The organism is Lysinimonas soli, assembly GCF_042655435.1.
Classification (GTDB): Bacteria; Actinomycetota; Actinomycetes; order Actinomycetales; family Microbacteriaceae; genus Lysinimonas; species Lysinimonas soli.
In genome coordinates, this window is the sequence record NZ_JBHSMG010000001.1 from 819,345 (window position 1) to 833,208 (window position 13,864).

Genomic DNA, 13,864 nt, shown 5'->3' on the forward strand with positions numbered 1-13,864 from the left:
GACCGCTTCTTCAGGTTAGTCGGGTCAGTTGCACTCCGCCGCACGGACGCTCTCTCGAGAGCCGAAGTGCGGTAGCCAGGGTGCAGGCGGCGAGTTTTCTCGCCGTGGATTCTCTTGACTTTCGTGCCTGGAAGCCCTGGAAACGGGGCAGTACATCCCATGACGAAAGGAATTTCGCATCAGCGATCCCAGAACGAACGACCGGATCCGTGTTCCCGAGGTCCGCCTCGTTGGACCCAACGGGGAACAGGTCGGCGTTGTCCGCATCGAAGACGCCCTGCGCCTCGCGCAGGAAGCCGACTTGGACCTGGTCGAGGTCTCTCCCGACTCCAAGCCGCCCGTCGTCAAGATCATGGACTACGGAAAGTTCAAGTACGAGCAGGCCCAGAAGGTCAAAGAGGCTCGACGCAATCAGGCGAACACCATCCTCAAGGAGGTCCGGTTCCGCCTCAAGATCGACAAGCACGACTATGAGACGAAGCGCAAGCGCGCCGAGGGCTTCCTGCAGGCCGGCGACAAGGTCAAGGCCATGATCCTGTTCCGCGGCCGTGAGCAGTCCCGTCCCGAGCAGGGTGTGCGTCTGCTGCAGAAGTTCGCCGAGGACGTCTCCGAGTTCGGCAGCGTCGAGTCCACCCCGACCATCGACGGTCGCAACATGGTCATGGTCATCGGCCCGCACAAGAACAAGGCGGATGCCAAGGCCGAGGCCAACGCGAAGCGCGCGCAGAACCGCGTGCGCAACGCTCCGGCGCCCACCGAGTCGGCATCCGAGCCCGCGCCCGCAGCAACCACCAAGCCCGCCACGGCGACCACGCCGGCACCCGCCGCGAAGCCCGTGACCGCACCCAAGCCCGCAACGGCTACCAAGCCGGCAACGGCGACCACGACAAAGACAGAGGAAGAACATGCCTAAGCAGAAGACGCACTCCGGTGCCAAGAAGCGCTTCAAGATCACCGGTTCCGGCAAGGTCATGAAGCAGGGCGCGGGCATGCGCCACAACCTGGAGAAGAAGTCCTCCAAGCTGACCCGCCGTCTCAACGGCGAGGTCGTGCTGGCGCCTTCCGACGCCAAGGTCATCAAGCGCCTCCTCGGCAAGTAACCCCGCACACTTCGAGAACAAGGACGAACTGAAATGGCACGTGTCAAGAGAGCGGTCAACGCCGCCAAGAAGCGCCGCACCACACTCGAGCGCGCCGAGGGCTACCGCGGACAGCGGTCGCGCCTGTACCGCAAGGCCAAGGAGCAGGTCACTCACTCGCTCGTCTACGCCTACCGCGACCGTCGCGCCAAGAAGGGCGAGTTCCGTCGCCTGTGGATCCAGCGCATCAACGCCGCCGCCCGCGCGAACGGCATGACGTACAACCGCCTCATCCAGGGTCTCGGCATCGCCGGGATCGAGGTGGACCGTCGCATCCTCGCCGACCTCGCCGTCAACGAGCCGGCGACCTTCGCCGGCCTGGTGGCCGCGGCCAAGGCCGCCCTGCCCGAGGACGTCAACGCGAAGAGCTCCGCCGCGTAAGCAGCAACAAGACCGCGCCCGGCGCGGATGCCGACGAACGCTCGGCATCCGCGCCGTCGCCGTTTCAGCACGGAACGTTCACTCGTGCGCCCTACCCTTTGAGGGTGATCGACAACCCTCGTTCTCCGCGCGTGCGCGCCGTGGCGAAGCTCGCCAAGCGCAGCGCGCGCGCCGAGACGGGTCTGTTCCTGGTCGAGGGGCCGCAGGCGGTGTCCGAGGCGCTGGCGTTCAGCGCCGCCCTGCTGGTCGACCTGTTCATGACGCGGGCCGCACTCGACCGCTACGGCGAGCTCGCCCGGGTGGCCGCGGCATCCGGTGTCGAAGCCGAGACGGTCACCGAGCACGTGCTCGAGACGATGGCCGACACGGTCACGCCCCAGGGGGTCGTCGCGGTGTGCCGCGAGTTCCCGGTCTCGGTCGACGAGCTGCTGGCGCGCGGCGCGAAGCTGGTGGCGATCCTCGACGAGGTGCGTGACCCGGGCAACGCCGGCACGATCATCCGAGCAGCGGATGCCGCGGGCGCTGACGGCGTGATCCTCACCGGACGCAGCGTCGACGCCTACAACCCCAAGGTCGTGCGCTCGACGACCGGCTCGCTGTTTCACGTGGCGGTCGCGCAGGGCGGAACCCTGGATGACGCGATCGCCGCCGTCAAGGGCGCCGGTCTGCAGGTGCTCGCGGCCGACATCGCGGGCGACGACCTGCCGACGGTCCGGGATCGGCTTGCCGCCCCTACTGCCTGGCTGTTCGGCAACGAGGCCCACGGTCTGACCGACGAGTCGCTCGCGCTGGCCGACCACGTCGTCCGGGTGCCGATCTACGGTCACGCCGAGTCGATGAACCTCGCCACCGCCGCCTCGGTGTGCCTCTACGAGAGCGCCTTCGCCCAGCGCGCCTAGCCCGCCCCGGTACCCGCCTGCTTGCCCCCTCCCGCCCCTGCCCGACCCTGCCCGACCCTGCCCGACCCGCCCGGTAGGCCCGACCCGAAGCAGGATGACACGCCGCTCTCGTCCGCTGATCAGGACCAGCTGCCGGCGCGTCGGCCCGCCGCTCCTGATCCGCGCACGACGCCCGGTCGCGGCCGAGCCCGCGTCCTGCCGCGCCCGGGCCCGCCGGTAAGCTTGTGATTCGTGTCCGACGCTCCCCAGATCACCGAATCCGCGGTCGAGGCGGCCGTCGCGGCGGCCCTCGCCGCGATCGCAGCGGCGGGCGATTCCGCCGCGCTGAAGGCCGCGCGTGCCGCGCATTCCGCCGAGGGCTCGCCGCTGGCCGACTTCAACGCCGGCATCCGGGATCTGCCGGGAGACCAGAAGGCGGCCGCCGGCAAGCTGGTGGGCGGCGCCCGCGCGCGCGTGAACGAGGCGTTCGCGGCGCAGGAGTCGGTGATCCTCGCCGCCGAGGAGGCGGCGCAGCTCGCGACCGAAGCCATCGACGTGACCGCCGTGCCGACGCGCTGGCGGCCGGGGGCGCGGCATCCGCTCAGTCTGCTGATGGAGCAGATGGGCGACCTGTTCACCTCGATGGGCTGGGAGATCGGCGAGGGGCCCGAGCTCGAGCACGAGTGGTTCAACTTCGACGCGCTCAACTTCGACGAGGATCACCCCGCCCGCGCCATGCAGGACACCTTCTTCGTCGAGCCGGTCGACCGGCACCTCGTGCTGCGCACGCACACCAGCCCCGTGCAGATCCGCTCGCTGCTGTCGCGCCCGTTGCCGGTCTACGTCGCCGCCCTCGGGCAGGTGTACCGCACCGACGAACTGGATGCCACGCACACCCCGGTCTTCCACCAGATCGAGGGCATCGCCGTCGACCGCGGCATCACGATGGCGAACCTGCGCGGAACCCTCGAGCACATGGCGCGTTCGCTGTTCGGCGAGGGCGCGCAGATCCGCTTGCGCCCGAACTTCTTCCCCTTCACCGAGCCGAGCGCCGAGATGGACGTCTGGCAGCCGAACGCCAAGGGCGGCGCGCGCTGGGTGGAGTGGGGCGGCTGCGGCATGGTCAACCCCAACGTGCTGCGTTCGGCGGGCATCGACCCCGACGAGTACCAGGGCTTCGCCTTCGGCATGGGGGTCGAGCGCACGCTGCAGTTCCGCAACGAGCTCAACGACATGCGCGACATGGTCGAGGGCGACGTCCGCTTCTCGCGACAGTTCGGGATGGTGGTCTGATGCGCGTCCCGCTGAGCTGGCTGGGTGAGTGGGTCGACCTGCCCGACGACGTGTCGCTCGAGAGCGTGCACGAGGCGCTGGTGAAGGTCGGCTTCGAGGAGGAGGACGTTCACCTCTTCGAGGTGACGGGTCCCGTCGTCGTCGGTCGGGTGCTCTCGGTGCAGCCCGAGCCGCAGAGCAACGGCAAGACGATCAACTGGTGCCAGGTGGATGTCGGCGAGGCCGAGCCGCGCGGCATCGTCTGCGGCGCCCACAACTTCGCCGCCGGCGACAAGGTCGTCGTGACGCTTCCGGGCGCCGTGCTGCCGGGTCCATTCCCGATCGCCGCGCGCAAGACCTACGGGCACACCTCCGACGGCATGATCGCCTCCGCGCGGGAGCTGGGCCTCGGCGACGAGCATGACGGAATCCTGCGACTCGCCGCGCTGGGGCTCGACGACGCCCCGGTCGGCGCCGACGCGATCCAGCTGCTGGGACTGGATGACGCGGCCGTCGAAATCAACGTGACGCCCGATCGCGGCTACGCATTCTCGATCCGCGGGGTGGCGCGCGAGTATTCGCACTCGACCGGAGCGGCGTTCCGCGACCCCGCGCTCGCCGTCGACATCGTCGACGGCTCGGGTTTCGACGTGACGATCGACGATCGCGCGCCGATCCGCGGCGTGCCCGGCTCGCGGGCCTTCGCGACCCGCGTGGTGCGCGGAATCGACCCGACCCGGCCCACGCCGCCGTGGATGGTGGCGCGTCTCAAACTGGCGGGGGTGCGATCCATCTCCTTGCCGGTCGACATCACCAACTACGTCATGTTCGAGCTCGGTCAACCGACCCACGGCTACGACCTCGGCAAGCTCCAGGGCGGCCTCGTGGTCCGGCGCGCGACCCCGGGCGAGAAGCTCGAGACACTCGACGGCGTCGTGCGCACCCTCTCGACCGAAGACCTGCTGATCACCGACGGCTCCGGCCCGATCGGTCTCGCCGGCGTCATGGGCGGGGCCACGACCGAGATCTCGGATGCCACGACCGATGTGCTCGTCGAGGCCGCCAACTTCGACCCGGTGTCGATCGCGCGCACGGCGCGCCGTCACAAGCTGCCGAGCGAGGCGTCGCGACGGTTCGAGCGCGGCGTGGATCCGCAGCTGGCGCGGGCGGCGGCGCAGCGCGTCGTCGACCTGCTCGTCGGGCTGGCGGGCGGCACGGCCGATCCGCTGGGGTCGGTGTTCAACGAGTTCCCGGCTCCCGCCCCGATCTCGATCGCGGCGGGCAAGGCCGCGGCGGTCATGGGGGTGGACTACACCGAAGCCGAGGTGCGCGGCTCGCTCGGGCTGATCGGTGCCACGATCGCCGACGGGGCAGCCGACTCCGCAGCCGACGCCGGTCGCTGGCTGGTGACCCCGCCGAGCTGGCGTCCCGATCTGATCGACGATGTCTCGCTCGTCGAGGAGGTCGCCCGCATCGTCGGCTACGACCGCATCCCCTCGGTGCTGCCGATCGCCCCGCCCGGGCGCGGACTCACCCGCGCGCAGTCGGCCCGGCGCCGGGCCGCCGCGACTCTGGCCGCGGCCGGGGCCACCGAAGTGCTCGCCTACCCCTTCCTCTCGGAGGCGACGAGCGAGCTCTTCGAGCCCGGCGCGACCGCCGAGCGGCTCGCGAATCCGCTCGACCCGCACACGCCGCTGCTGCGTCGCACCCTCCTTCCCGGACTGATCGAGATCGCGCGCCGCAACCTCTCGCGCGGGCTCACCGACCTCGCCCTTTTCGAACTCGGCATGGTGTTCCTGCCCGAGCCCGGCGCCGTCTACGGCACGGACTTCATCCCGGTCGGAGCCTCCCAGCCGGACGCTGCGACGATCGAGAAGCTGCAGGCGAGCATCCCCCCGCAGCACTGGCACGTCGGCGCGTTGTTCCTGGGCGACGCCCTTCCGAAGCAGCCGGGCTCGGCCGTCGTCACCGCCGGATTGACCGACGCGCTGGATACCGTGCGCCAACTCGCGCTTGCCCTCGCCGTCGACATCCGGGTGACGACCGGATCGCATCCGGCTCTGCACCCCGGACGCACCGCCTCCCTGACGGTCGGCGATCGCGTCGTCGGCGTCGCCGGCGAGCTGCTGCCCTCGCTGGCCCGCGAGTTCGATCTGCCGCGGGTCGTCGCGCTCGTCGAGCTCGATCTCGACGCGCTGATCGAGCTGGGCGCGACCCAGATCAACGCGAGCCCGATCGGCACCCTGCCTGCGGCTACCCAGGACCTCTCACTCGTCGTCCCGCTCGAGACTCCCGCGGGCGAGGTGCTGGCCGCCGTCGTCGTGGGCGCGGGCGAGCTGCTCGAAGACGCCCGTCTCGTCGACGACTACCGCGGCAGCGGACTCCCGGAGGGCCGCAAGTCGCTCACCTTCGCGCTGCGGTTCCGCGCCCCGGATCGCACGCTCACCGCGGCCGAGGCGAGCGCGGCGAAGCTCGCCGGCGCCGCCCGTGCGGGCGAGCTCTTCGGCGCGACCGTCCGCGACTGACCCGTGGACCGGTGCCCGTGGATTGGTGCCCGCGGATTGGTGCCCGCGGATTGGCGCTCGGGGGCGACGCGGCAGTAGGGTCGACGCGTGGCCATGACGACGATCGAGCTCCGGAGCGCAGCGCTCCGTCGAGTCCGTCGTGCGCGCCGACTCGGGGCGACGCCGCGCCGCTGATCTCGTTCAGCCGTTTCGCGTGACGTCGCCGCTCCGACTCCGTCCCGCCGAACCCTAAGGTTGAACCATGTCGCTGTCCGTAGCCGTTGCCGGCGCGAGCGGATACGCCGGAGGCGAGCTGCTCAGGCTGCTCGCCGCGCATCCGGATCTCGAGATCACCACCGTCACCGCGTTCCAGAACGCGGGCCAACCGCTCGTCGCCACGCAGCCCCATCTGCGCTCGCTCGCGCACCTCACGCTGCAGGAGACCACCCCCGAGGTGCTCTCGGGCGCCGATGTCGTGTTCCTGGCGCTTCCGCACGGCAAGTCGGGGGAGGTGACCGCGCAGCTTCCGGATGACGTGCTCGTCGTCGACTGCGGCGCCGATCACCGCCTCAGCGACCCGACCGCCTGGGACGAGTTCTACGGCGGCGAGTACTTCGGAGCCTGGACCTACGGGCTTCCCGAACTGCTTCTCGCGAACGGCGCGGCCCGCCAGCGCGACAACCTCGTCGAGGCCAGCAGGATCGCGGTGCCCGGCTGCAACGTCACCGCGATCACGCTCGGTCTCGCCCCCGGCATCGCGGCGGGCGTCGTCGAGAGCCACGACCTCGTCTCGGTGCTCGCGGTCGGCACCTCGGGGGCGGGCAAGAGCCTCAAGGCCGAGCTGCTGGCGAGCGAGATCGCCGGGTCGGCATCCGCCTACCAGGTGGGCGGGGTGCACCGGCACAATCCCGAGATCGTGCAGAACCTCACGGCGGCCGGCGGACGGGGCGTGAGCATCTCGTTCACGCCGGTGCTCGTGCCGATGTCGCGGGGCATCCTGGCCACCTCGACGGCGAAGCTCGCCCCCGGGGTGAGTCGCCATGACGTCCGCGAGGCGTGGGAGTCGGCGTATTCGGGGGAGCCCTTCGTGCAGTTGCTGCCGGACGGTCAGTTCCCGAAGTCCGGCGACACGATCGGTGCGAACACGGCGCTCATCGGCGTCACCGTCGACGAGCGGGCCGGCCGCGTCGTCGTGGTCAGCGCGCTCGACAACCTCGTCAAGGGCACCGCGGGTGCCGCCATCCAGTCGGCCAACCTCGCTCTCGGCTTCGCCGAGACGACCGGCCTGCCCCTGAACGGAGTCGCCCCGTGAGCGTCACAGCATCCGCCGGATTCGAGGCCGCGGGCGTGCGCGCCGGGCTCAAGGCCTCGGGCAATCCCGATCTCGCGCTCGTCGTCAACCGTGGCCCGCTCGACAGCGCAGCGGTGGTGTTCACGAGCAACCGCTCCCAGGCCAATCCGATCATCTGGTCGAAGCAGGTCATCGCCGACGGCGCGGTCAGCGCGATCGTGCTCAACTCGGGCGGCGCGAACTGCTTCACCGGTGCGCAGGGCTTCCAGACCACGCATGCGACGGCGGAGGCGGTCGCGCGGGCGCTCGACGTGTCGGCCGGCGACGTGCTGGTCTGTTCGACGGGGCTCATCGGCGAGCAGCTGCCGCTCGACAAGCTCGTCGCGGGGGTCGCCACCGCGGCCGACTCGCTGTCGACCGAGGGTGGGCCGGATGCCGCTGCCGCCATCATCACGACCGACAGCCGCCCCAAGACGGCGGTCGTGACGGGCGACGGCTGGAGCGTCGGCGGCATGGCCAAGGGCGCGGGAATGCTCGCCCCCGGGCTCGCCACGATGCTCGTCGTGATCACGACGGATGCCGTGCTCGATTCGCCCGCGCTCGATTCCGCGCTGCGCGCCGCGACCCGCGTGAGCTTCGACCGGCTCGACAGCGACGGCTGCATGTCGACCAACGACCAGGTGTCGCTGCTGGCGAGCGGGGCATCCGGTATCGCGCCCGGCATCGACGCCTTCACCGCGGCGCTCACCGAGCTGTGCCTCGACCTGGCCCGGCAGCTTCAGTCCGACGCCGAGGGCGCGAGCCACGACATCGCGATCGAGGTGGTGAACGCCGCGACCGAGGACGACGCGGTCGAGGTCGCCCGCTCGGTCGCGCGCAACAACCTGTTCAAGGCGGCCGTGTTCGGCAACGACCCCAACTGGGGCCGGGTGCTGGCCGCGATCGGCACGACGCGCGCGCCCTTCGACCCCTACGCGGTCGACGTGACGATGAACGGGGTGCGGGTCTGCTCGAACGGCGCCCCGGACCGCCCCCGCGACGAGGTCGATCTGGCTCCGCGCGCCGTGCACGTGCTGATCGACCTGAAGGCCGGCGACGCGACCGCCACGGTGCTCACGAACGATCTCACCCACGACTACGTGCACGAGAACTCGGCGTACGCGTCATGAGCGGGCAGGAGCCCCTGGTCAGCGACCCGCGTCTGAAGGATGCGGAGAGCAAGGCCAGCACGCTGATCGAGAGCCTGCCCTGGTTGCAGGAGTTCGCCGGCCGGATCGTCGTGGTCAAGTTCGGCGGCAATGCGATGGTCGACGAGGCGCTGCAGCGGGCGTTCGCCGAGGACATGGTCTACCTGCGACGCGTCGGCCTCAAACCCGTCGTGGTGCACGGCGGCGGCCCGCAGATCACGGCCATGCTCGAGCGGCTGGGCATCGCGAGTCGATTCGTCGGTGGCTACCGGGTCACGACGCCCGAGATCATGGATGTCGTGCGCATGGTCCTGACCGGCCAGGTCAGTCGCGAGCTGGTGAGCCTCATCAACGAGCACGGCCCGCTCGCCTCCGCGATCTCGGGGGAGGATGCGGGTCTGTTCCGCGGCGCGCGGCGGGGTGCGGTCGTCGACGGCGAACCGGTCGACATCGGTCTCGTCGGCGACGTGGTCGAGGTGGATCCGACGGCGGTGCTCGCCGAGGTCGACGCCGGCCGCATCCCGGTGGTCTCCTCGATCGCACCCGACATCGACGTGCCCGGCCAGTCGCTCAACGTCAACGCAGACTCGGCCGCGGCGGCGCTCGCCGTCGCGCTGGGCGCGGCCAAGCTCGTGGTGCTGACCGATGTCGAGGGCCTGTACCGCGACTGGCCGAATCGCGATTCGCTCGTCTCGAAGATCGACACGGCCGAGCTCATCGCGATGCTGCCGCACCTCGAGAGCGGCATGATCCCCAAGATGACCGCGTGTCTCGAGGCGGTCAGCGGCGGGGTGCCGAAGGCGGCCATCATCGACGGCAGACGGCCGCACTCGATCCTGCTCGAGATCTTCACGGATGCCGGAATCGGCACGGAGGTGGTGTCGGCGTGACCGCGCAGACGAAGACCCTGACCCAGGACTACACCGAGCGGCTCGCCGCCGTCGGCATGAAGTCCATCCCGCGCCCGCTCGCCGTGCTCGCCCGCGGCGAGGGGGCCCGGGTGTGGGACGTCGAGGGCCGCGAGTACCTCGACTTCCTCGCGGGCATCGCCGTCAACTCGCTCGGGCATGCGCATCCGGCATTCGTGTCGACGGTGGCGCAGCAGGCGGCGACGCTCGCCCACGTCTCGAACTACTTCGCGACCCGCCCCGAGGTCGAACTGGCCGAGCGGTTGACGAGGCTCAGCGGGGGAACGCGGGTCGTGTTCGGCAACTCCGGAGCCGAGGCGATCGAGGCCGCGCTCAAGCTCGCGCGCCTCACGGGTCGACCGCGCATTCTGGCGCTGCAGAACTCATTCCACGGCCGCACCACGGGATCGATGGCCCTCACCGGCAAGCCCGCGATGAGCGCGCCGTTCCAGCCTCTTCTGCCAGGCATCGAGCATCTGCCGACGACCATCGAGGCGCTCGAGGCGGCGATGGGCGACGACGTGGCGGCTCTCTTCGTCGAGCCGATCAAGGGCGAGGCCGGGGTGGTCGACCTCCCGGAGGGCTACCTCGCCGCGGCCCGGCGGCTCACGGCCGAGCACGGCGCCCTCTTGATCCTGGACGAGATCCAGACGGGGGCCGGGCGCACGGGCGACTGGTTCGCCTTCCAGCACGCCGGTGAACTGCCCGAAGGGGTGCTCCCGGATGCCATCACGGTCGCGAAGGGGATCGGCGGCGGCTTCCCGATCGGCGCGCTCGTGACCTTCGGAGCCGCCAGCGAGCTCATCCAGCCGGGACAGCACGGCACGACCTTCGGCGGGAACCCGCTGGCGACCGCGACCGCGGATGCCGTGCTCGGCGAGATCGAGCGCGCCGGCCTGGTCGCCAACGCCCGCGTCCGCGGGGAGCAACTGCGCGCCGGCATCGCGGGCATCGGTTCGCCCCTCGTCACCGACATCCAAGGCCGAGGCCTGCTGCTCGGGGTCGGACTCGCGGCACCCGTGGCCGGAGCCGTCGCGACCCGGGCCCTGTCGCTGGGGCTCATCGTCAACGCGGCGAGCGTCGACCGCATCCGGCTCGCGCCCCCGCTCATCATCGGCGACGCCGAGATCGCCGACTTCCTCCGCCTGTTCGCGGCGGCGCTGGACCTGCCCACCGACCCGACGTCCACCCCTCCCGAGACCGGAGCAACCTCATGACCCGCCACTTCCTCCGCGACGACGACCTCAGTCCGGCCGAACAGGCCGAGGTGCTCGATCTCGCCGAGAAGATCAAGGCCGACCGCTGGGGGGCGAAGCCGCTGGCGGGTCCGCAGACGGTCGCGGTGATCTTCGACAAGTCGTCGACCCGGACCCGGGTGAGCTTCGCCGTGGGGATCGCCGACCTCGGCGGCAGCCCCCTGATCATCTCGACCGCCAACAGCCAGCTCGGCGGCAAGGAGAGCCCGTCCGACACCGCCCGCGTGCTGGAGCGGCAGGTCGCCGCGATCGTCTGGCGCACCTACGCGCAGTCCGGCCTGGAGCAGATGGCGGCGGGCACCCGGGTGCCGGTGGTCAACGCGCTGAGCGACGACTTCCACCCCTGTCAGCTGCTCGCCGACCTGCTCACCATTCGCGAGCACAAGGGCCGCCTGGCCGGCCTGACCTTGACCTTCGTCGGCGACGGTTCCGACAACATGGTGCACAGCTACCTCCTCGCGGGAGCGACCGCGGGCATGCACGTGCGGCTCGCCTCCCCCGACGAGTTCAGCCCGATCGCCTCTGTGGTGGCCGATGCCGATCGCATCGCGGCCGAGACCGGCGGGTCGATCACCCTGTTCTCCGACCCGAACGAGGCGGTCGCCGGCGCGGATGTGGTCGTCACCGACACCTGGGTCTCGATGGGCAAGGAGGAGGAGAAGGCGCACCGGGTCGCCGTGCTGGGCGGATACCAGGTCACCACCGAGCTGATGTCCCTCGCGAAGCCCGATGCGCTGTTCCTGCACTGCCTCCCCGCCGACCGCGGCTATGAAGTGGCGGCAGAGGTCATCGACGGCCCTCAGAGCGTCATCTGGGACGAGGCCGAGAACCGGCTGCACGCCCAGAAGGCGCTGCTGGTCTGGCTGTTGGAGCGGGCCGCCTGAGGCGTCAGCCGCCGTAGCGCTGCATGAATCCCGGGTCGGAGGTGAGCACCGAGAAGATCACGGCCAAGAAGATGATCGCGGCGATCACCCCGGTGGTGAGCGGGATCCAGAAGACCACGATCCTGCCGCGGATCAACAGCGGGATGCTGAGGCCGATCGCCAGCAGGTAGAGGGCGATGTGGCTGATCACCAGCACGGCCGGGCCCGCCCCGGCGTTCCCGCTGAACCCGCCGTACCCCTGGCTCTTCATGGTCGAACTCAGCAGTGCCGGGTCGGAGAAGATCGCCGCGTAGAGCAGGCCGGCCCCCATGCCGAACAATCCGAGCACGAGAAGGATGCAGGTGAGAACGATGTCCCAGACCCTGCGTTTCGGTTTGGCGGGAGCGTACGCCGGAGCGCCGTACGCCGGCACCCCGTATCCGGGAGCACCGTACGCGGGTGCGGCCGGAGCCGACGCCGTCGGTACTCCGTACGGGTTGGCGGGAGCCACGGGAGCGTATTCGCCGTACTGCGGCACGGGCGGCAGCTCGGGCGAAGGCGGAGCCGGGGGAGCGGGTGGCGCGGCGGGTGGCGTCGGCGGAGCGGTCGGCGGCACCGGCGGGTCGAACGGGCGGGGTTCTGAGTTCTGCTCCGACATGGTCCAACACTACCGGCGTGATTCCCGAGGGGGGCTCCGCCCGCCGCCGATCCGGCCGCGGGTCGCCGTGCGCCTCGCCTCTAGACTGAAGCCCGGAACTCGAGGAGACACCGACCATGACTGACGCACCGGGCAGCCTCTGGGGCGGTCGATTCTCTGACGGCCCCGCGCCCGAGCTCGCCGCCCTCAGCCGCTCCACCCACTTCGACTGGGAACTGGCCCCGTACGACCTGGCCGGCTCACGAGCGCACGCCCGTGCCCTCGCGGCCGCGGGGTACCTCGATGACGACGAGCTCGTCCGGATGCTGGCCGGCCTCGACGCGATCGACGCCGGGGTGCGCGACGGCTCGATCGTCGCCCTCGACTCCGACGAAGACGTGCACTTCGCCCTCGAACGCGAGCTGGTCGCGGCGGTAGGCGCCGAGCTCGGGGGCAAGCTGCGGGCCGGCCGCAGCCGCAACGACCAGATCGCCACCCTCATCCGGCTCTATCTGCTCGACCATGCCGAGCGGATCGTGCACCTGACCGTGCATCTGATCGACGCGATCGCGGCCCAGGCGAGCGCGCATCCCGATGCCACCATGCCCGGCCGCACGCATCTGCAGCACGCGCAGCCGATCCTGCTGGCGCACCACCTGCTCGCGCACGCCTGGCCGCTCGTGCGCGACCTGGAGCGACTGCGCGACTGGCGGGTGCGCGCGACGGCCTCGCCCTATGGCGCGGGGGCCCTGGCGGGCGGGTCGCTCGGCCTCGACCCGGATGCCGTGGCCGCCGATCTCGGGCTCGGTGCCCCGATGCCCAACTCGATCGATGCCACCGCGAGCCGGGATGTCGTGGCCGAGTTCGCCTACGTGACCGCGCAGCTGGGAATCGACCTGTCGCGCTTCGCCGAGGATGTCATCCTGTGGGCGACCCGCGAGTTCGGCTTCGTACGGCTCGCCGACGCGTACTCGACCGGATCGTCGATCATGCCGCAGAAGAAGAACCCCGACATCGCCGAGCTGGCCCGCGGCAAGTCCGGTCGCCTGATCGGCAACCTCACCGGTCTGCTGGCGACGTTCAAGGGCCTGCCGCTCGCCTACAACCGCGACCTGCAGGAGGACAAGGAGCCGGTTTTCGACTCGGTGCGCACCCTCGAGGTGCTGCTGCCGGCGTTCACGGGGATGATCGCGACGCTCGAGTTCGACGAGGAGCGGATGGCCGAGCTGGCGCCCCAGGGGTTCTCTCTCGCGACCGACGTCGCCGACTGGCTGGTGCGCCGCAACGTCCCCTTCCGGGAGGCCCACGAGATCGCCGGCAAGCTCGTGCAGTTCTGCGAGCGAGCCGGTCTCGAGCTCGACCAGCCGACGGATGCCGACTACGCCGGGATCGACCCCCGTCTCACCGGTGAGGTGCGGTCCGTGCTGACCGTCGCAGGGTCGATCGCCAGTCGCCGCGGAACCGGCGGAACCGCCCCCGACCGCGTCGCCGAACAGCTTGCGGAGCTGACCGCCGCCGTCCGCCCGCTCGTCCCGTCGACCCTCTGAG

The 13,864-nt window shown here is 70.7% G+C and carries 13 protein-coding genes; 12 read left to right on the forward strand and 1 reads right to left on the reverse strand.

What is annotated here, in order from left to right:
- Positions 1–205: 205 nt before the first annotated feature.
- From infC to argF, 11 genes are all read left to right on the forward strand, one after another.
- Positions 206–913 (forward strand): translation initiation factor IF-3, encoded by a 708-nt coding sequence (gene infC / locus ACFPJ4_RS03950; RefSeq protein ID WP_386739770.1) that lies wholly within the window; start codon positions 206–208, stop codon positions 911–913.
- Positions 906–1,100 carry a 50S ribosomal protein L35 gene (gene rpmI, locus ACFPJ4_RS03955; protein WP_386738984.1) on the forward strand — a complete coding sequence of 65 codons (195 nt, stop codon included), beginning with the start codon at positions 906–908 and terminating at the stop codon, positions 1,098–1,100. Before infC ends, rpmI begins: the two co-directional genes overlap by 8 nt.
- A gap of 33 nt (positions 1,101–1,133) precedes the next feature.
- Positions 1,134–1,520 carry a 50S ribosomal protein L20 gene (gene rplT / locus ACFPJ4_RS03960; protein WP_386738985.1) on the forward strand — a complete coding sequence of 129 codons (387 nt, stop codon included), beginning with the start codon at positions 1,134–1,136 and terminating at the stop codon, positions 1,518–1,520.
- A 104-nt stretch (positions 1,521–1,624) separates the two neighbouring features.
- Complete coding sequence (locus tag ACFPJ4_RS03965; RefSeq protein ID WP_386738986.1) at positions 1,625–2,419, forward strand: TrmH family RNA methyltransferase; 795 nt, start codon at positions 1,625–1,627, stop codon at positions 2,417–2,419.
- A 231-nt stretch (positions 2,420–2,650) separates the two neighbouring features.
- Positions 2,651–3,691 carry a phenylalanine--tRNA ligase subunit alpha gene (gene pheS / locus ACFPJ4_RS03970; RefSeq protein WP_386738987.1) on the forward strand — a complete coding sequence of 347 codons (1,041 nt, stop codon included), beginning with the start codon at positions 2,651–2,653 and terminating at the stop codon, positions 3,689–3,691.
- Positions 3,691–6,195 (forward strand): phenylalanine--tRNA ligase subunit beta, encoded by a 2,505-nt coding sequence (pheT, locus tag ACFPJ4_RS03975; RefSeq protein WP_386738988.1) that lies wholly within the window; start codon positions 3,691–3,693, stop codon positions 6,193–6,195. Before pheS ends, pheT begins: the two co-directional genes overlap by 1 nt.
- A gap of 241 nt (positions 6,196–6,436) precedes the next feature.
- Positions 6,437–7,486: an N-acetyl-gamma-glutamyl-phosphate reductase gene (argC, locus tag ACFPJ4_RS03980; protein WP_386738989.1), complete on the forward strand. Its 1,050-nt coding sequence runs from the start codon at positions 6,437–6,439 to the stop codon at positions 7,484–7,486.
- Positions 7,483–8,634 carry a bifunctional glutamate N-acetyltransferase/amino-acid acetyltransferase ArgJ gene (gene argJ, locus ACFPJ4_RS03985; protein ID WP_386738990.1) on the forward strand — a complete coding sequence of 384 codons (1,152 nt, stop codon included), beginning with the start codon at positions 7,483–7,485 and terminating at the stop codon, positions 8,632–8,634. Before argC ends, argJ begins: the two co-directional genes overlap by 4 nt.
- Entirely contained in the window at positions 8,631–9,542 is a 912-nt protein-coding gene (argB, locus tag ACFPJ4_RS03990) for an acetylglutamate kinase (protein WP_386738991.1), read from the forward strand. Before argJ ends, argB begins: the two co-directional genes overlap by 4 nt.
- Entirely contained in the window at positions 9,539–10,777 is a 1,239-nt protein-coding gene (locus ACFPJ4_RS03995) for an acetylornithine transaminase (protein ID WP_386738992.1), read from the forward strand. The genes argB and ACFPJ4_RS03995 overlap by 4 nt, the downstream gene beginning before the upstream one ends.
- On the forward strand, positions 10,774–11,700 hold the full coding sequence (gene argF / locus ACFPJ4_RS04000) for an ornithine carbamoyltransferase (RefSeq protein WP_386738993.1): 927 nt from the start codon (positions 10,774–10,776) through the stop codon (positions 11,698–11,700). Before ACFPJ4_RS03995 ends, argF begins: the two co-directional genes overlap by 4 nt.
- A gap of 4 nt (positions 11,701–11,704) precedes the next feature.
- Here the strand turns inward: argF and ACFPJ4_RS04005 are convergent, their stop codons facing one another.
- Positions 11,705–12,337 (reverse strand): DUF6264 family protein, encoded by a 633-nt coding sequence (locus ACFPJ4_RS04005; protein WP_386738994.1) that lies wholly within the window; start codon positions 12,335–12,337, stop codon positions 11,705–11,707.
- Positions 12,338–12,453: 116 nt separating this feature from the next.
- Here ACFPJ4_RS04005 and argH point away from each other — a divergent pair, with 116 nt between their 5' ends.
- The gene (gene argH, locus ACFPJ4_RS04010) at positions 12,454–13,863 is read left to right on the forward strand and encodes an argininosuccinate lyase (RefSeq protein ID WP_386738995.1); all 1,410 of its coding nucleotides are present in this window, start codon (positions 12,454–12,456) and stop codon (positions 13,861–13,863) included.
- The last annotated feature ends 1 nt before the right edge of the window (position 13,864 follow it).

What these genes read in the sequence shown, in the direction of transcription:
- rpmI (WP_386738984.1), top strand. Translation starts at nt 906, where the DNA reads ATGCCTAAGCAGAAGACGCACTCCGGTGCCAAGAAGCGCTTCAAGATC.
- rplT (WP_386738985.1), top strand. Translation starts at nt 1,134, where the DNA reads ATGGCACGTGTCAAGAGAGCGGTCAACGCCGCCAAGAAGCGCCGCACC.
- pheT (WP_386738988.1), top strand. Translation starts at nt 3,691, where the DNA reads ATGCGCGTCCCGCTGAGCTGGCTGGGTGAGTGGGTCGACCTGCCCGAC.
- argC (WP_386738989.1), top strand. Translation starts at nt 6,437, where the DNA reads ATGTCGCTGTCCGTAGCCGTTGCCGGCGCGAGCGGATACGCCGGAGGC.
- argB (WP_386738991.1), top strand. Translation starts at nt 8,631, where the DNA reads ATGAGCGGGCAGGAGCCCCTGGTCAGCGACCCGCGTCTGAAGGATGCG.
- argF (WP_386738993.1), top strand. Translation starts at nt 10,774, where the DNA reads ATGACCCGCCACTTCCTCCGCGACGACGACCTCAGTCCGGCCGAACAG.
- ACFPJ4_RS04005 (WP_386738994.1), bottom strand. Translation starts at nt 12,337, where the DNA reads ATGTCGGAGCAGAACTCAGAACCCCGCCCGTTCGACCCGCCGGTGCCG.
- argH (WP_386738995.1), top strand. Translation starts at nt 12,454, where the DNA reads ATGACTGACGCACCGGGCAGCCTCTGGGGCGGTCGATTCTCTGACGGC.